The sequence below is a fragment of the Chelatococcus sp. GCM10030263 genome (genome assembly GCF_042666455.1).
Classification (GTDB): Bacteria; Pseudomonadota; Alphaproteobacteria; order Rhizobiales; family Beijerinckiaceae; genus Chelatococcus.
The window spans coordinates 150,001-166,549 of record NZ_JBHTDB010000007.1; the positions used below are offsets into that span (position 1 = coordinate 150,001).

At 65.1% G+C, this 16,549-nt stretch carries 14 protein-coding genes; 8 read left to right on the top strand and 6 right to left on the bottom strand.

The features are described 5' to 3' along the window. Positions 1–88 precede the first annotated feature (88 nt). The 5 genes from ACFQU1_RS16900 (at position 89) to ACFQU1_RS16920 (ending at position 5,800) form a co-directional block, all read left to right on the top strand. A complete protein-coding gene (locus tag ACFQU1_RS16900; RefSeq protein WP_378134712.1) occupies positions 89–1,057 on the top strand; it encodes a quinone oxidoreductase family protein in 969 nt (322 codons plus the stop codon). Next, entirely contained in the window at positions 1,057–2,631 is a 1,575-nt protein-coding gene (locus tag ACFQU1_RS16905) for an ABC transporter ATP-binding protein (RefSeq protein ID WP_378134978.1), read from the top strand. The genes ACFQU1_RS16900 and ACFQU1_RS16905 overlap by 1 nt, the downstream gene beginning before the upstream one ends. Further along, positions 2,621–3,697 (top strand): ABC transporter permease, encoded by a 1,077-nt coding sequence (locus ACFQU1_RS16910; RefSeq protein ID WP_378134714.1) that lies wholly within the window; start codon positions 2,621–2,623, stop codon positions 3,695–3,697. Before ACFQU1_RS16905 ends, ACFQU1_RS16910 begins: the two co-directional genes overlap by 11 nt. Beyond that, positions 3,694–4,611 carry an ABC transporter permease gene (locus tag ACFQU1_RS16915; RefSeq protein WP_378134716.1) on the top strand — a complete coding sequence of 306 codons (918 nt, stop codon included), beginning with the start codon at positions 3,694–3,696 and terminating at the stop codon, positions 4,609–4,611. The genes ACFQU1_RS16910 and ACFQU1_RS16915 overlap by 4 nt, the downstream gene beginning before the upstream one ends. Before the next feature lie 118 nt (positions 4,612–4,729). Continuing rightward, positions 4,730–5,800, top strand: coding sequence for a BMP family ABC transporter substrate-binding protein (locus tag ACFQU1_RS16920; protein WP_378134719.1), 1,071 nt, complete (start codon positions 4,730–4,732; stop codon positions 5,798–5,800). A 155-nt stretch (positions 5,801–5,955) separates the two neighbouring features. Here the strand turns inward: ACFQU1_RS16920 and ACFQU1_RS16925 are convergent, their stop codons facing one another. From ACFQU1_RS16925 to ACFQU1_RS16935, 3 genes are all read right to left on the bottom strand, one after another. After that, positions 5,956–6,522, bottom strand: a complete 567-nt coding sequence (locus ACFQU1_RS16925; RefSeq protein WP_378134721.1) for a helix-turn-helix domain-containing protein — start codon at positions 6,520–6,522, stop codon at positions 5,956–5,958. A 323-nt stretch (positions 6,523–6,845) separates the two neighbouring features. Next, positions 6,846–7,658 carry an SDR family oxidoreductase gene (locus ACFQU1_RS16930; protein ID WP_378134723.1) on the bottom strand — a complete coding sequence of 271 codons (813 nt, stop codon included), beginning with the start codon at positions 7,656–7,658 and terminating at the stop codon, positions 6,846–6,848. Positions 7,659–7,752: 94 nt separating this feature from the next. Continuing rightward, complete coding sequence (locus ACFQU1_RS16935; RefSeq protein ID WP_378134725.1) at positions 7,753–8,670, bottom strand: SMP-30/gluconolactonase/LRE family protein; 918 nt, start codon at positions 8,668–8,670, stop codon at positions 7,753–7,755. 393 nt (positions 8,671–9,063) lie between these two features. Here ACFQU1_RS16935 and mltG point away from each other — a divergent pair, with 393 nt between their 5' ends. The 3 genes from mltG (at position 9,064) to gmk (ending at position 12,113) form a co-directional block, all read left to right on the top strand. Continuing rightward, complete coding sequence (gene mltG, locus ACFQU1_RS16940; RefSeq protein ID WP_378134727.1) at positions 9,064–10,413, top strand: endolytic transglycosylase MltG; 1,350 nt, start codon at positions 9,064–9,066, stop codon at positions 10,411–10,413. A gap of 166 nt (positions 10,414–10,579) precedes the next feature. Further along, entirely contained in the window at positions 10,580–11,467 is an 888-nt protein-coding gene (locus ACFQU1_RS16945) for a YicC/YloC family endoribonuclease (protein WP_378134729.1), read from the top strand. 4 nt (positions 11,468–11,471) lie between these two features. Next, positions 11,472–12,113 carry a guanylate kinase gene (gmk, locus tag ACFQU1_RS16950; RefSeq protein WP_378134731.1) on the top strand — a complete coding sequence of 214 codons (642 nt, stop codon included), beginning with the start codon at positions 11,472–11,474 and terminating at the stop codon, positions 12,111–12,113. 19 nt (positions 12,114–12,132) lie between these two features. Here the strand turns inward: gmk and rsmA are convergent, their stop codons facing one another. Genes rsmA through ACFQU1_RS16965 form a run of 3 tightly spaced genes read right to left on the bottom strand, consistent with a single transcriptional unit; the run spans position 12,133 to position 16,525 of the window. Continuing rightward, entirely contained in the window at positions 12,133–12,984 is an 852-nt protein-coding gene (gene rsmA, locus ACFQU1_RS16955) for a 16S rRNA (adenine(1518)-N(6)/adenine(1519)-N(6))-dimethyltransferase RsmA (protein ID WP_378134733.1), read from the bottom strand. Further along, on the bottom strand, positions 12,981–13,988 hold the full coding sequence (gene pdxA, locus ACFQU1_RS16960) for a 4-hydroxythreonine-4-phosphate dehydrogenase PdxA (RefSeq protein ID WP_378134980.1): 1,008 nt from the start codon (positions 13,986–13,988) through the stop codon (positions 12,981–12,983). The genes rsmA and pdxA overlap by 4 nt, the downstream gene beginning before the upstream one ends. 44 nt (positions 13,989–14,032) lie before the next feature. Next, positions 14,033–16,525 carry an LPS-assembly protein LptD gene (locus ACFQU1_RS16965; RefSeq protein WP_378134735.1) on the bottom strand — a complete coding sequence of 831 codons (2,493 nt, stop codon included), beginning with the start codon at positions 16,523–16,525 and terminating at the stop codon, positions 14,033–14,035. Positions 16,526–16,549 lie beyond the last annotated feature (24 nt).

Here is a 16,549-nt window from a genome sequence, read left to right on the forward strand (position 1 = left end):
AAATCGATCTGTAATATATAACGCCGCGATCCCCATTGCTCCTGCTCAATCTGCATAGCTAACATGTTCTTCGGACGAGGAGCGCGAGATGAAGGCAATACGCGTACATACCCCAGGCGGCCCCGAGGTCCTGCGCTACGAGGATGTCGATGTCGGCGAGCCCGGACCGGGCCAGGTGCGAATCCGCCAATTCGCCATCGGGCTTAATTTCATCGACGTCTATCACCGCACCGGGCTCTATCCGCTGCCGACGCCCTTCATTCCCGGCAGCGAAGGCGCCGGTGAGGTGGTTTCGGTCGGGGAGGGGGTCGACGAATTTCTGCCGGGCGACCGCGTCGCCTATGCCGGCGCCCTCGGAGCCTATGCCGAGGAACGGCTCGCGCCCGCCGCCCAGCTCGTCAAATTGCCGGGCGCCATCGATTTCGAGGTGGCCGCCGCGATCATGCTCAAGGGCTTGACCACGCAATATCTGCTGCGGCGGACCTTCAGGGTGGAAGCCGGCCAGACGATCCTGATCCATGCGGCCGCCGGTGGCGTGGGGAGCCTCGCGAGCCAATGGGCGAAGCATCTCGGCGCGACTGTCATCGGCACGGTCGGCTCGAAGGAGAAGGCCGAGATCGCCCGGCAGAACGGCTGCGATCACGTCATCCTCTATCGCGAGGACGATTTCGTCGCGCGCGTCAAGGAGATCACGGGCGGCAAGGGTTGCGCCGTGGTCTATGACGGCATCGGCAAAGCGACCTTTCCCGCTTCGCTCGACTGCATCGCGCCGCTCGGCACGTTCGTGAGCTTCGGCTCGGCGTCCGGCCAGATCGAGGCCTTCAACATCAATATTCTCCAGCAGAAAGGTTCGCTGTTCGCGACGCGCCCGACGCTCGGCACCTACACCGCCAAGCGCTCCGATCTCCTCGCCATGGCGGAGGACCTGTTCCAGGTCGTGCAGAGCGGCGCCGTGCGCGTGCCGATCGATGCGCGCTTTCCCCTGGCTGAAGCGGAGGCGGCCCACAGGGCGCTTGAAAGCCGGGCGACGACAGGGGCGACGGTCCTGCTGCCGTGATGGAGGATGCCTCCTCCGCGACCGATGGGCTGCCTCAACCGGCCGGTCCACCGCTCGTGGCGCTTCACGGCATCAGCAAGCGCTTCGGCGATCTCCTCGCCAATGATGGGATCGATCTCGCCGTCGAAGCCGGCGAAATCCATGCGCTGCTCGGCGAGAACGGTGCGGGCAAGTCGACGCTGGTGAAGATCCTCTATGGCCTCATGGAGCCGAGCGCCGGCGAGATTCGCTGGCAGGGCAGGGTCGTCTCGCTCGACGGCCCGACCGCGGCGCGGGCGCTCGGCATCGGCATGGTTTTCCAGCACTTCTCGCTGTTCGAGAATCTCAGCGTTATCGAGAATGTGGCAGTGGCGCTCGCGCCGGAGCTGGCTTTGTCCGCCGTTGCCCGCCGGGTCGAAGATCTCGCGGGCACCTTCGACCTCGACCTCGACCTCGGCCGCCCCGTCTGGACGCTCTCGGCCGGCGAGCGGCAGCGCATCGAGATTGCCCGCTGCCTTCTGCAGAACCCGCGCCTGCTCATTCTCGACGAGCCGACCTCCGTCCTGACCCCGCAGGAGGCTGAGGTTCTCTTCGCCACGTTACGACGGCTCGCCGGCCAGGGCTGCGCGATCCTCTACATCTCCCATCGCCTGGAGGAGGTGCGGCGGCTCTGCCATCGTGCGACCATCCTCAGGGTGGGGCGGGTGGTCGCCACCCTCGACCCCGGCGCGGTCTCGGCCCGCCATATCGCCGGCTTGATGGTGGGCGCTGACATCGGCGACGTGAAACCCGCCCCGGCGCATGCCCTGGGCAACGAGCGGCTGGTCGTCACCGGCCTGTCTCTTCCGGCGGAGGAGCCGCACGGCATCGATCTCGACGACATTCATCTCACCGCCAGGAGCGGCGAAATCGTCGGCATCGCCGGGGTCGCCGGCAATGGACAGAGTGAGCTGTTCGCGGCGCTCTCGGGCGAGCGGCTCGCCGCGCACGACATGATCCGGCTCAACGGCCAGCCGGTCGGCGACCGCGACGTCAGCCTGCGGCGGGCACTCGGCGGCGCTTTCGTGCCGGAGGAGCGGCTCGGCCATGCCGCTGTGCCTGCGCATCGGCTCGGCGAGAACACGCTGCTGTCGCTCCATGGGGGCGATGGCCTCGTCACCGGGGGCGTCATCCGCAGCGGCCTCGCCCGCCGCCTCGCGGAGCGGATCATCACCGCCTTCGACGTGCGCAAGGAAGGCGCAGATCCGCGTGCGGAGACGCTGTCGGGGGGCAATTTGCAGAAGTTCGTGATGGGGCGGGAGATTCTGCGCGAGCCCTCCGTGCTCGTCGTTAACCAGCCGACCTGGGGCGTGGATGCAGGGGCCGCCGCAACGCTCCGCCAGGCGCTCGTCGATCTCGCGGCGCGTGGGGCGGCGGTCGTCGTCATCAGTCAGGATCTCGACGAACTCTTCGAGATCGCCGACCGCATCGCCGTCATCCATGCCGGCCGGCTGACGGCCGCCGAGCCCGCCCGGAGCCTGTCGCGCGAGGCGATTGGCCTCGCCATGGCGGGGGCTCTCGGCAGTCGTCGGAACGAGGCGGTCGATGCGCATTGAGCTTTTGCCGCGCCGCTCGCCATCGACCGTCGCGCGCCTTCTCGCGCCACTCGCGGCGCTCCTCGTCGCCTTCTTCATTGCCGGCCTGATCCTCGCCGCCATGGGGCGCTCGCCGGCGGCCGCCTTCGACGTCTATGTCGTGCAGTCGCTCGCCGATTCCTGGGCGCTGCAGCAGCTTGCGCTCAAGGCCACTCCGCTCGTCATCATCGCGATCGGGCTTTCCTTCTGCTTTCGCGCCAATCTCTGGAACATCGGCGCCGAGGGGCAATATATCGTCGGCGCGATCTGCGGCGGCTGGCTTGCGCTGGCCACCCACGGCAGCGATGCGGGCAGCTGGGTGCTGCCGGCCATGCTCATACTTGGCATGATCGGCGGTGCCGCCTGGGCGCTCATCGCCGCCGGGCTCAAGGTGCTGTTCGGGGTAAGCGAAATTCTGACGAGCCTGATGCTCGTCTATGTCGCCGAATATCTGCTGGATTATCTCGTGCGCGGGCCCTGGCGCGATCCGCAGGGCTTCAACTTTCCGCAGACCGTGACCTTCGATCCAGCCGCTACCATGCCGCTTCTCGGCGAGACCAGCTTGCACGCCGGCGTCATCGGCGCCGTCGTCATCGTCGCCATCGCCGCCTTCGTCATGCATTGGACGCTGTTCGGCTATCGCCTGCGCGTCACCGGGGCGGCGCCCAAGGCGGCGCGCTTCGCCGGCTTCGTGCCGGGCGCCACGACGCTCGCCGTCTTCGCCATCTCCGGCGCCCTCGCCGGGCTCGCCGGGGTGATCGAGGTGGCGGCCTCGATCGGCCAGCTCAAGCCGGACATTTCGCCGGGCTACGGCTTCACGGCGATCATCGTCGCTTTTCTCGGGCGCCTTGACCCCATCGGCATTCTCGTCGCGAGCCTGGTGATGGCGCTGACCATCCTCGGTGGAGAGACGGCGCAGATCGCGCTCCGGCTCCCCTTCGATTTCACCAGCGCCTTCCAGGGCATCCTGCTCATCGCCATCCTCGCGGCCGATTCCCTCGTCACCTATCGCCTGCGTATCGTCGCCGGCCGGCGGGTGCCCGCATGACGATTTTCGAGGCGATCCTTCTCACCATCGTCACGGCTGCCACGCCGCTCCTCCTGGCGGCGCTCGGGGAGCTCGTCGTGGAACGCGCCGGTGTGCTCAATCTCGGCGTCGAGGGCATGATGGTGATGGGCGCGGCCTGTGGCTTCGCCGGCGCGGTCACCTTCGATTCGACCTTCGCCGGCGTTGTCAGCGGCATGCTCGCCGGCATGGCGCTTTCGCTTCTTTTCGCCTTGGCCGTGCTCGGGCTTGCCGTCAATCAAGTCGCTGCAGGCCTTGCCCTCACCATCCTCGGGCTCGGCCTGTCCGGCCTCATCGGCCAACCCTTCGTGGGCGCCCGGCGCGAGACGGTGATGCAACTCGACCTGCCGAGCCTGACCGATCTGCCGGTCATCGGGCGGCTGGTCTTCGGGCAGGATGCTTTCGTTTACTGTTCGCTGCTTCTGACGATCCTGGTCGCCCTTTTCCTCGGCCGTAGCCGGCTGGGACTTTCTCTTCGAGCGATCGGCGAAAATCACGCCTCCGCCCATGCGCTCGGTTTGCCGGTCATGAAGACGCGCCTTCTCGCCATTCTCTTCGGCGGGGCGATGGCGGGGCTCGCCGGCGTCTATCTCTCGCTCGTCTATACGCGCTTCTGGTCGCCGGGCATGACATCAGGGCGTGGCTGGATCGCGGTGGCGCTCGTCGTCTTCGCCGGTTGGCGGCCGGGGATCCTCCTTCTCGGTGCCTATTTGTTCGGCGCCGCCACGGTCCTGCAGCTGCATGCGCAGGCGGCGGGTTTTGGCGTCCCGTCGCAGGCGCTCGCCGCCTTGCCCTATCTCGCGACGATCCTGGCGCTGGTGCTGCTCTCACTCGGGCGCCGCGGCGCCTCGCCGGCGCCGGGTTCGCTTGGGGCGCCCTTCGCGCCGGACAGGTAACCGGCGACTGATTGTCTGGCACGGGGCTCGCATATAATGTCGCGCATCCAATCCCAGCAGCCTCTCGGGCGCGGCTCATGCCTTGGCGTCCCTACGGATCAGGCGAGGTCACCATCCTATGAAGCGTTTCCTGTCCATGGCCCTGGCGGCGCTTGCCCTCGGGCTTGCCCCCAGTGCTTCCCCGGCGGCGGAGAAGCTGAAGGTCGGCTTCATTTACGTCGGCCCGGTCGGCGACTATGGCTGGACGCACCAGCACGACGTCGGCCGCCGCGCCGTGGAGAAGGCTTTCGGGGATCAGGTTGAGACAACCTATGTGGAAAGCGTGCCCGAGGCGGATTCCGATCGGGCGATCGAGCAACTGGCGCGCTCCGGCCACAAGCTCATCTTCACCACCTCTTTCGGCTTCATGGAGCCGACGCTGAAGGTGGCGCGGAAATACCCGAAGGTCTTCTTCGAACATGCCACCGGCTTCAAGCGGGCGCCCAATGTGGCGACCTATGGGGCCAAATTCCACGAGGGACGCTATGTCATCGGCCGCATCGCCGGCAAGATGTCGAAGTCCGGCATCATCGGCTATGTCGGCGCGTATCCCATTCCCGAGGTGATCGCCGGCATAAACGCCTATTTCTTGGGCGCGCGCTCGGTCAATCCGAACATCAAGATCAAGGTCGTCTTCGCCAATACCTGGTACGATCCGGGCAAGGAAGCCGATGCGGCCAAGGCGCTGCTCGACCAGGGCGTCGATATCCTCGCCCAGCATACCGACAGCCCCGCACCCCTGCAGGCGGCGGAAGCCCGCGGCAAGTTCGGCTTCGGGCAAGCCTCCGATATGGAGCAGTTCGCGCCCAAGGCGCAGCTCACCGCCATCGTCGATCACTGGGACGATTACTACGTCAGCCGCGTCAAGGCGGTGCTCGACGGTACCTGGAAATCCGGAGACACCTGGGGCGGTCTCGCCGCCGGTATGGTCCATATGTCGCCGTTCAAGAACATGCCCGACGATGTCGCGGCGCTTGCCCAACAAACGGAAGACGACATCAAGTCCGGCAAGCTCAACCCGTTCCAATGCCCCGTCTACCGTCAGGACGGCAGCGAAGTGGAATGCAAGGGCGGCACGGCCTTATCCGACGCGCAGGTGCTCGGGATGAATTTCTTCGTCAAAGGGATCGACGACCAGCTGCCGCAATAGGGGCGGCTCACCTGCTCCTCGAAGCGTTACGCGAAGACACGATACGGCTCGCGGGCGGTGGATATGCACCGCTCGACAGGCTGCAGCAGGCGCTTGTGCCGGCCAGCGCACCTCTTGTGTTCGAGGTGTATGGCCGGAGGCAGCGACGCAACGATCTAGTTCTTGCTGTCCTCAGATCCTGAGCGCTGCCGACGGCGTTTGGGGGGCGCTTCGTTGGCCGGTTCAAGGTCCCCATCGGCATCCGCAGAACTGTCAACGAGCTGCGGCAGCCCGATCTGACGTTGCATCAGGCGCTCACGCAGCAGCTCGTTCTCGAGCGTCTTTTTGCCGAGAAGCCGTTGCAGCTCCCGAACCTCGCTCTTCAATGCCAGGTATTTTTCCGCATCGACACCGCTGGCCGCGGCAGGTGCAGTGATCTTTTTTCCGCTCGCCTCCGAGCCGAACAAATGCTTGTAGATGAGCGGCTCGTAGTAGCGCAGTACTTGAACGATGAATTCGTGGATATCGATATTCAGGGCCTTGGCCCACAGAGCATATTTCTCTGCAGGAATTCGTCCACGTCCAATTTCGATTTGCGAAACAAACGTATAGTACTCGATATTGATAAGACGCGCGAGATCGCGCTGTGATAATCCGGCGCTTTCGCGAAGTGATTTTAACCAGACACCACCGCGACGGCGCAGCTCAAGCATTTCGTCGTTTAAATTTCTATTTCCAGGCATACATGAGAATCCATATTCGTTCTAAATATGATCCTCCCTGTCTTAGCTTGGCTTTGCGCGCGAGCGAAGGCAGAAACGTGACCTCGGCGTCACGCTCGAGCTTCATATATCCGTGTAAGGATCGATTGGCAAGTCGCTGTGATGCGTAATGCTTTTGCACAAGAGGCTGACCTGGCTTGTTTTTCCGCTGATTCCATACAGTGAATATAGTTAACGGCGGGGAGCGGCAGTGACGCTGCCATGGAGCGAAAGATTTTTAGGGCGAAATGTCGCGTTCATTTCGCCTCCATTACACTAATCGAAGAAGCGTGCCCTGGTAGAGGTCACGACGACCAGTTGGTCTTGAAATCCCCATAAAGAGTGAGGCCGCCACAGACATAGACGGTCTGACCGGTCATGTAGCGCGCTTCGTCGGACGCGAGAAACGCGAATACCGGGGCGATCTCCTCTGCGCTCGCTGCATAGCCCATCGGTATATGCCTTTCGACATCGGCGCGCTTTGCGGGATCGTTCACCCAGGCATCGTTGATGTCGGTGGTGATCGCCCCCGGCGCGACGGCGTTGATGCGAATGCCTTTGTCGGCGAATTCGAGCGCCAGCGTTCGTGTGAGATTGCCGAGCCCGCCCTTGCTCATGGAATAGCCGAGATAAGTCGGCTTGGGGATGATCTGGTGCACGCTCGACGTATTGACGACGATGCCGCCACCCCGCCGCGACAGAAAGTGCCGGATGGCACTGCGGGCGCAATAGGCGGCGCCGAAGAGATTAACCGCGAGGACGCGGGCGAGCGCCTCGTCGTTGACCTCCTCGCTCGGAGCCTCGGCCTGGATGCCGGCATTGTTGACGAGGATGTCGAGCCGCCCCCAGGCCTCGATGAGGTCGTTGATCATGCCATCCACGGCTCCGCTCGACGACACGTCGGCGATCGCGATGCGATGCGGGCGGGGGCCGAAACCCGCTTTCTCGCTCGCGGCCTGAACGGCCGCGAGCGCCTCGTCGGAGGCCTTGCCCGGCTCGACCGCATTGATGGCGACGGTCGCTCCCTCGGTCGCGAATTGGACGGCCACCGCCCGGCCGATGCCGCGCGATGAGCCCGTGATCAGGGCGAAACGGTCCTTCAAACGTGCTGCCGTCATCTCATCCCCGAATCGGCATGTGGGAGGTTTCAGGTGGAGAGCCCCGCTTCCGAAGTCTCCACCGGAAGAGATAGGGCGCGGTTCGCCCGCTGCATCAGGTCCCCGGTCGCAAGGCGCCCTGGACGCGCAGATAAACCGCGTAAAGCGATGTGGTGGCGCAGATGAACAGCCGATTCCGCTTCGGGCCGCCGAAGCAAACATTGGCGACCACCTCAGGCACCTTGATCTTGCCGATCAGGGCGCCGTCGGGCGCATAGCAGTGCACACCGTCGCCGGCGCTCGTCCAGATATTGCCGGCAACATCGACGCGCAGCCCGTCGAAGAGGCCGACGTCGCAGGTCGCAAAGACCTCGCCGCCGCTCAGCCTGTCGCCGGTCACGGTGAAACGACGAATGTGGCGCGGCCCGTCCTTGACGTGGGTCGCTCCCGTATCGGCGATGTAGAGCAGATGCTCGTCGGGCGAAAATGCGAGCCCGTTCGGCTTCACGAAATCCGTCGCCACGGTCGCAAGCTGGCCCGTCTGGGGATCGAGGCGGTAAACGTTGGAGGCGCCGATTTCCGAGGGCGCCGCATCGCCTTCATATTCGGAATCGATGCCGTAGGTGGGATCGGTGAACCAGAGGCTGCCGTCGGACTTGACCACCACGTCATTGGGGGAGTTCAGGCGCTTGCCCTCGTAGTGGCTCGCCAGCACCGTGCGTCGGCCGTCGTGCTCGATGCGCGAGACGCAGCGCCCCTGGTGCTCGCAGGAGACAAGCCGCCCTTCACGGTCCACCGTATGGCCGTTCTGGTTATTGGCCGGTTGCTGGAAGACAGACACCGACCCGTCGGTCTCGTCATAGCGCATCAACCGATTGTTCGGGATATCCGACCAGATGAGATAGCGTCCAGCTGGAAAATAAGCTGGGCCTTCCGCCCAGCGGCATCCCGTTGCTAGCTTTTCGAGATGCACATTCCCGAGAACGAGTGACGAGAATCGCTCGTCACGGACATCGAACGCCTCGGTCAGCATGGGCTTTCCCCCTTCGCTTGCGTCAGCTTTGTTGAATCACAGGGCCTTCGCGACGGAAGGCCGGCCGGATGATATGACCCGCTCGAGGACGCGAGCAACTTTATAAATCACGGCCGTACAGGAGAGCCCGGGCAGGGGCGGCGTCGGCTGCGCGCATCCTGAGAGGCGATGATCTGGGAGGACGCTTCGGCGGAATTGATCCCGCGTGCCGTCATCGTTAAGATTCGCACGAAGAGGGGGGCGAGACTCGATGGGCGTCGCCCGGGCCCCCGTCGAATCAGCTCCAGCCGAATCAAGCCGCCGTTCCGGTCGGCGGCGCGCTTTCGCCACATTGTTCGCTAGTTTCGCATCGGGCGTGAGGTCCGATCGCTTAAGAAAGAGCCGAGCCTCCGTATGAGCAGCGACGACAGCGGCGCCAACAAGTCTTCTCCGTCCGGTGAACCGGCGGATCTGTCGGCGGGCCTGCGGCTCGCCCCCCGAAGCCCCAGCGAATCGATCAAGCCCATGGCAGCTCCACCTCCTCCGCCGAAAATCCAACGCGAACGCCGACGCGGCGGCTTCGTTTCACGGCTGAGCGGCGCCTTGACCTTCATCTTGTTGGCGGCCGTCCTCATCGGCGGCGCCTTCTATGTCGGGCGACTCGAATTCCAGCTGCCGGGCCCCCTGCAGGACGACAAGGTCGTCATCGTGCGCGGCGGCAGCCAGACCGTCGCGCAGACGCTGGAGCGGGAAGGCGTCATCAGCCAGCCGCTCATGTTCGTCGTCGGCCTGCATCTTTACGGCGTGAAGGACAAGATCAAGGCCGGCGAATATCTCTTCAGGTCGAGGTCGAGCCTCAAGGACGTCATGGACGTCCTCGTCTCGGGCAAGAGCGTGCTGCACTCGATCACCGTGCCTGAGGGCCTGACGAGCGAACAGATCGTCGCGCGCCTGATGGAGAACGATCTGCTTGCCGGCGAGATCAAGAGCATACCGCCGGAGGGCAGCCTGCTGCCGGAGACTTATCGCGTGCCGCGCGGCACGACGCGCCAGCAGATCGTCGAAAAGATGATGGCTGACCAGCAGCGGGTTGTGCAGGAGGTCTGGCGGTCACGATTGCCGAACCCGCAGATCAAAACACCTGAGGATCTCGTCACGCTCGCCTCCATCGTCGAGAAGGAGACCGGCGTTCCGGACGAGCGGCCGCGGGTCGCCAGCGTCTTCGTCAACCGCCTGCAGAAGAAGATGCGCCTGCAGTCGGACCCGACGATCGTCTACGGTCTCGTCGGCGGCAAAGGCACGCTGGGGCGGCCCATACAGAAGGTCGAGATCACCCAGGCCACTCCTTACAACACCTATGTCATCGACGGCCTGCCACCCGGGCCGATCGCCAATCCCGGACGTGCGGCGCTTGAGGCGGTGGCGCGGCCGGTGCCGAGCAAGGACCTCTATTTCGTCGCCGATGGCACGGGCGGCCACGCCTTCGCCGACAGTCTCGACCAGCACAACCGCAATGTGGCGCGCTGGCGCCAGCTCGAGGCCAGCGGCCGGACGGCACCGCCGGTCGATCAAGTCGATCCGGGCAAGGAGGATACGCGCGGAGACGCGGGTAACGGCTTGCTCACGCCGACCAAAACGGCACAGGGCATCGGCAACGCCCACGGCTTCGATGCCTCGGAGGGTACGGCGCTCGATCCGCTGCGCAACACGACCTATGACCTCAATTCGGCGAAGACAGTCCCAGCGGAGCTCCTGAAGCGCTGAGAGGCATATGGAAAGGCTCTGAGTCGCGCCGGTGATGAACTGAGAGCGAGGGACTGAGGCACGGAGAACGTCCCGCCTTTCACGTGCATGACCGCGGGAAGGCCCTGCAATTCTGCGGCACATGCTCTAAGGTGCCGCCTCTTCGATGAGGAGGCGGATCAAGCGCATGACGATTGCGAGCATGACGGGCTTTGCCCGCGAGGCCGGCGTATCCGGGCCGTTTCGCTGGGCGTGGGAGATACGCAGCGTCAATGGCCGTGGCCTCGACATCCGCCTGAGAACACCCACCGGTTATGAGGTCTTCGGCGAAGAGGCGCGCCAGCTTCTCGGTAAGGCGGTCACGCGCGGCACGTGCCACCTCAATCTTTCGATCACGCGCGCGGAGGCGGCGGCGCAGATCCGCATCAACGAAGCGGCACTGGCCGCGGTCATCGAGATCCTGAACCGGGTCAAGCTGCCTGATGGAATACGTCCGGCCTCGCTCGACGGCCTTCTCAATCTGCGCGGCATCGTCGACGTCGGCGCGGAAGACGAGTCTCCGGAGCTCCAGAAAGCGCTGGCGGTCGACTTGCGAGGCGGGCTCGAGCGGGCCGTCGCCGGCCTCGTCTCGGTTCGCGCCGAAGAGGGCCTCGCGCTGGCGGCGGTGCTGGACGAGCAACTCGCTCGGATCACAACGGCGGTCGCCGCGGCGGAGGCCAATCCCGCCCGTCGGCCGGAGGCCATCCGGGCGCGGCTCACTGAGCAGGTGGCGCTTCTCCTGGAAGCCTCGCAGGCCCTCGATTCGCAGCGGCTGCATCAGGAGGCGGCTCTCCTCGCCGCCCGCGCCGATATTCGCGAAGAGCTCGACCGGCTGACCACCCATGTGGCGGCTGCGCGCGCTCTTCTCGCCGAGGGCGGCGCCTGCGGCCGGCGGCTCGACTTCCTCGCCCAGGAACTCGCGCGCGAGGCCAATACGCTCTGCGCCAAGGCCAATGACGTGTCGCTGACCGCCATCGGGCTTGATCTCAAGGCGACGATCGATCAATTCCGTGAACAGGTTCAGAACGTCGAGTAATCCCATGCAGTCGACTGACATCGCCAGGCGCGGCTTGATGCTGATTTTGTCCTCGCCGTCCGGCGCGGGAAAGACGACGCTGACCCGCAGCCTCATCGAGCGGAACGAGCTGCAGCTGCAGCTGTCGATTTCGCTGACGACCCGGCCTCGGCGCCCCTCCGAGGTCGACGGCGTCCACTATTATTTCACCGAGAAAGATCAGTTCGCGTTCCGCCGTGACCGCGGCGACCTGCTCGAATGGGCGGAGGTGCACGGCAATTTCTACGGCACGCCGCGGCAGCCGGTTGAAAAGGCGCTGGCGAGTGGCCAGGACATGGTCTTCGACATCGACTGGCAAGGTACCCAGCAGATCGTCGAGAAGATGCGCGAGGACGTGGTGACGGTATTCATCCTACCGCCGTCCTTCGCGGAACTGCGTAGCCGCCTCGACCGGCGCGCCGAAGACGCCGCCGATGTGATCGCCCGCCGGCTGGAGAACGCTCGCACCGAGATCGCGCGTTGGGAGGCATACGATTATGTGCTCATCAACGACGACCTCAACCACGCCTTCGAGCAACTCGTGGCGATCCTGCAAGCCGAGCGACTGAAGCGCAAGCGCCGGACGGGGCTAGCGCATTTCGTCGAGAGCCTGCTGTCCACGCCGTAGGCCTGAGTGGGCGCGGCCGCTACCGCGGACGCGCCTCATAGGCGCGCGCGAGCGCGATGAAGCCCGACACCGGGATCTCCTCGGCACGGGCCGTCGGCAGGATGCCGGCCGCATCGAGGAGCGGCAGCGGGTCGGGGACGAGGCTCCTCAGGCTCTGGCGGAGCATCTTTCGGCGCTGGCCGAAGGCCGCCCGTGCGACCGTTTCGACGGACCGGATGGACGCAGGCGCGATATCACGCCGCGGCACGAGCCGCACCACCGACGAGGTCACCTTGGGCGGCGGCACGAAGGCCGAACCGGGCACGTCGAAGAGGATAGAGGCTTCGGTGCGCCAGCCGCAGAGGATCGACAGACGCCCGTAATCCTTCGGCCGCCGTTCGTCGGCGACGATGCGTTCGGCGACCTCACGTTGGAACATCAAAGTCAGCGAATCCCACCAGGGCGGCCAGTCGGGTAGGGTGAGCCAACCGATGAGCAAGGGCGTCGCCACATTGTAGGGGAGATTGGCAACGACCCGTGCCGGCCCATCGCCCAGATGGGGCGTGACATCGGTGGTCAGCGCGTCGCCCTCGATGACCGTGAGCCGCCCTGGGTAATGCGCGGCGATTTCGGCGAGGGCGGCGAGACAGCGTTCATCCCGCTCGACCGCGACGACGCGGGCGGCGCCATAGGCCAGAAGAGCGCGGGTCAGGCCGCCGGGACCAGGGCCGATCTCGACGACCGTGACGCCCTCGAGCGGCCCCGCTGCGCGCGCAATGCGCCCCGTCAAGTTCAGATCGAAGAGGAAGTTCTGGCCGAGCGATTTGCGCGGCATGAGCCCGTGACTCTGCACGACCTCGCGCAACGGCGGCAGACCGTCGGCGGCCTTCATCGGTGGGTCTGCGCTTCCGATGCGGCAAGACGTGCGGCGAGCCGGACGGCGGCGCAGAAGCTCTCCGGTCGAGCGATGCCCTTGTCCGCGATGTCGAAGGCCGTGCCGTGGTCCGGCGAGGTGCGGATGATCGGCAGGCCGAGCGTCACATTCACCCCCTCGTCGAAGGCGATGGTCTTGATCGGGATGAGCGCCTGATCGTGGTACATGCAGAGTGCCGCGTCATAGGTGGCACGTGCCGCGGGATGGAAGAGCGTGTCGGCGGAGAGCGGCCCGCGCACGTCGAGCCCCTCCGCCTTGAGCGCCTCAACCGCCGGGGCGATCACTCGCTCGTCCTCCTCGCCCATAGCACCGCCTTCGCCGGCATGCGGATTGAGGCCGGCGAGGACGAGGCGAGGGTAGGGGATCCCGAAGCGGTCGCGCAAGTCGCGCGCGACGATGCGGGCCGTCGTCACGATGAGGCCCGTGGTGAGAAGGCGAGGGACCTCGGCAAGCGGCACGTGGATGGTGATGGGAACAACCGCGAGCTCGGGGCTCCACAGCATCATCACCGGGAGGGGCACCTCACCGCCCGCGGCTGTCAGCTCCGCGAGATATTCGGTATGGCCGGGATGGCGGAAGCCCGCCGCATAGAGCACGTGCTTGGCGATCGGATTGGTGACGACGCCCGCCGCCCGGCCGTCCAATGCGAGCGCCACCGCCTGCTCGATGGAGGCAAGGATCGATGCGGCGCTATCCGGCGTCGGCTTGCCCGGCTCAACACCGGCGACCGCACGGCCGCTTGCCACCACGGGCAGGGCGGTCGTGAACAGGCCGCCCGCCTCTTCCGGCGAAGTCTCGACGACGGGGACATCGAGCCCGAGCCGCGCCGCCCGCGCCTTGAGCAGCGCTGGATCCGCGACGACGAAAAAGGGGGGCAGGGCGACGCTCTCGCGCGCAGCCCAAGCCTTCAGCGTGATCTCGATGCCGATGCCGGCCGGGTCTCCCTGGGTCACGGCGAGCACCCCGGCTTTTTGCGATGTCGTCGGCGCGCGTGTTACGTCCGTCTTCAATTGCTGATGCCGTCGGCGGTATTCGCCGAGTCGAGATTATAGCTGTAGTTGACCTCGCCGAGGGTGCGCAGCTCCAAGCGCAACATGATTGCTTTGTCCGGCCGGCGGGTGCCCGTCGAGTCGTCCTTGAAGCTCGAGATGTAGGTCACGCCGAAGGTGGTGCATTCGTCCTGGTAAAGGGCGCCGACCGACATCGAGGCGATCGACCAGCGGTTGGACTGCTGGATCGGCAGGCCCGCATAGACATAGCTCTGCTGTTCCGTCAGGTACCGGTCGAGATCGAACAGCACCGAGCCGTTCAGCGACCACCGGTCCGTCAGCTTGAAATTGGCCGACGTCAACAGGCCCTCACGGCGGTAGGGATAGCCGAGTTCCGGCTGTGCCGCATAGCGGGCATACATGGCGCTGGCGCTCACCCGGCCGAAGTCGGCTTTGGATTGCAGTTCCAGGCGCTCGAGCGCGAAGGTGTCATTGTCGAAACGGCCGCGGCCGGTGAAGGAAAAGGTGTCGTTCGGCGCGTAATGCACGCGTCCGACATAATCGGAGCGGCTTTCCTGCAAGCCGGAATTAAGGCCGACATGCGCGATATCGGGCTGGGCGTAGGAATTCTCACCAGCGAGCTGGAAGGACTGGCCGAAGAGAATATCGCCGTAGCCGCCATGATCGGTCGTGACGGAATATTTGGCGCCGATATTCGCGCGCACGCCGCCCTCGACGCGGTCATAGCCCGAGAACTTGTTCCACTCGAACAGATTTGTGTCGTCGAAGACGAGGCTCTGCGAGTCCTCGTTCGGCAGTTCGCCGGCGCGCATCTCGTTCGGCCGGACGACGATCTGCGCGATTGGCTCCAGGATATGCGTGCCGAAGCGCTGCGTGGTGGCAACGAAGGGATAGCGATATTCGAGCCCGACCGTCGGCATGAAGCGCGCCGCGATATTGTCGTCGGGATTGAGGAAATTGCCGATTTCGGCGTTCTGGTAGCTGGTCGTGTTCAGCTGGGTCGAGAAGCCGTCGACGCGCAGGCCCGCGAAGGGCTTCCATACCTGGCCCAGGGGATCGACGAACTCGCGCTGCCAGGTCACGCCGACCGACAGGCGTGAATAGTCGCCGCCGATGCCGCGCACCAGGCATTCCGACCGGTTGAAGATCGTGCAGGTTTCGTAGGGCGAGCCGACCGGAAAGGTCGCGTTGATGATGCCGGGAACCTGCTGGTACTGCGCGGCCGAGCGGCTGAGATGGGTGATATTGGCGTCGATGGCGATCTCGCCGCCGATGCGCCCAGGCGCCTGCAAGCGCTTGTTGTAATCGATCGTCGGGTAGACGACCGGCTGCTGCTTCTGCCAGTCGTCAAAGGAGAGCGTGCGGAAATAGTAGCCGCGTGCGTCGAAGAAGCCGGTGTCGCTGCGCCCGGTCAGATAGACCGTCGAGGTCGACTCGTTGAAGAAGGTCGACGTCAGGCTCTCGCTGTGGATCTTATAATTGTCGAAGAACCACTTGTCGGTCATCAGCGCAATGTCCCAGCCCCAGGCCCATTGCGTGTTGATGTTGAAGCGGCCGCTCGATTCGATCGACCCGCGGAAATCCTTGTTACGCGCGCCGTAGGGCGGCTCCAGGAAGGCCTCCGGGTCCTGCTGGAAGATGCCGGCGGCGCGGATGTTGTAGGAGCCCGTGAGGAAGCGCTGACGCCATTCCGCCTGTCCAAGGAAGCCCTGGCGCGAGAGGAAAGTCGGCGTGAGCGTCAGGTCGTAGTCGGGCGCGATAGCCCAGAAGAAGGGCGTGGAGCCGCCGTAGCCGAGCGCCGAGGAATAGATGTAATGCGGCGCGAGGAAGCCGGTCTTGCGCTTCACCGTCGGGTCGGGCGCCGAGAAATAGGGGATATAGGCGAGCGGGATGCCGTAGAATTCAACCGTGGCGTCTTCGTAATAGATCATCCGCTCGCTGTTGTTGTGGATGATCTTGGCGGCCTTGACCTGCCAGAGGGGCGGACGCGTGGGATCCTTCTTGCAGGCTTCGCAGGCGGTGTAGGTGCCTCTTTCGAAGACCGTGCTTTCGCCCGCCGTGCGCTCCGCGCGCGGGGCTGAGAAACGGGTCTTGTCGGCGGTTTCGACACGCAGGGTGTCGATGAAGCCGTCCTTGAAATCGTCGGTGAGCTCGAATCGGTCGCCGGTCGCGACCGTGCCGTCGGTTTCCGTCAGCCGGGCATTGCCCTCGGCGAGAACGCGGTTGGCGTTGCGGTCATAAGTGACCTTGTCGGCCTGCAGGACCCGGCCCTGGTAATAGATCTGCACCTCGCCGACGGCCGACACGGTGTTGCTGTCGTTGTTGTAAACGATCTCGCGCGCATCGACGAGCAGCTTGTCGCTGTCCTTCGGCTGGGCCCTGGCCGAGAGGCGCTCATTGAGGGTCTGGGCCTGCGCAGCCGACGGCAGGGCCGGCACGGCGACCGCCGAGAGCGAAAGCAAAATCCAGCCAACTTTGCCGAGATGCAAGCGCGTCCTCCTTGTCCGCACGCT

What these genes read in the sequence shown, in the direction of transcription:
- ACFQU1_RS16900 (WP_378134712.1), top strand. Translation starts at nt 89, where the DNA reads ATGAAGGCAATACGCGTACATACCCCAGGCGGCCCCGAGGTCCTGCGC.
- ACFQU1_RS16905 (WP_378134978.1), top strand. Translation starts at nt 1,057, where the DNA reads ATGGAGGATGCCTCCTCCGCGACCGATGGGCTGCCTCAACCGGCCGGT.
- ACFQU1_RS16910 (WP_378134714.1), top strand. Translation starts at nt 2,621, where the DNA reads ATGCGCATTGAGCTTTTGCCGCGCCGCTCGCCATCGACCGTCGCGCGC.
- ACFQU1_RS16915 (WP_378134716.1), top strand. Translation starts at nt 3,694, where the DNA reads ATGACGATTTTCGAGGCGATCCTTCTCACCATCGTCACGGCTGCCACG.
- ACFQU1_RS16920 (WP_378134719.1), top strand. Translation starts at nt 4,730, where the DNA reads ATGAAGCGTTTCCTGTCCATGGCCCTGGCGGCGCTTGCCCTCGGGCTT.
- ACFQU1_RS16925 (WP_378134721.1), bottom strand. Translation starts at nt 6,522, where the DNA reads ATGCCTGGAAATAGAAATTTAAACGACGAAATGCTTGAGCTGCGCCGT.
- ACFQU1_RS16930 (WP_378134723.1), bottom strand. Translation starts at nt 7,658, where the DNA reads ATGACGGCAGCACGTTTGAAGGACCGTTTCGCCCTGATCACGGGCTCA.
- ACFQU1_RS16935 (WP_378134725.1), bottom strand. Translation starts at nt 8,670, where the DNA reads ATGCTGACCGAGGCGTTCGATGTCCGTGACGAGCGATTCTCGTCACTC.
- mltG (WP_378134727.1), top strand. Translation starts at nt 9,064, where the DNA reads ATGAGCAGCGACGACAGCGGCGCCAACAAGTCTTCTCCGTCCGGTGAA.
- ACFQU1_RS16945 (WP_378134729.1), top strand. Translation starts at nt 10,580, where the DNA reads ATGACGATTGCGAGCATGACGGGCTTTGCCCGCGAGGCCGGCGTATCC.
- gmk (WP_378134731.1), top strand. Translation starts at nt 11,472, where the DNA reads ATGCAGTCGACTGACATCGCCAGGCGCGGCTTGATGCTGATTTTGTCC.
- rsmA (WP_378134733.1), bottom strand. Translation starts at nt 12,984, where the DNA reads ATGAAGGCCGCCGACGGTCTGCCGCCGTTGCGCGAGGTCGTGCAGAGT.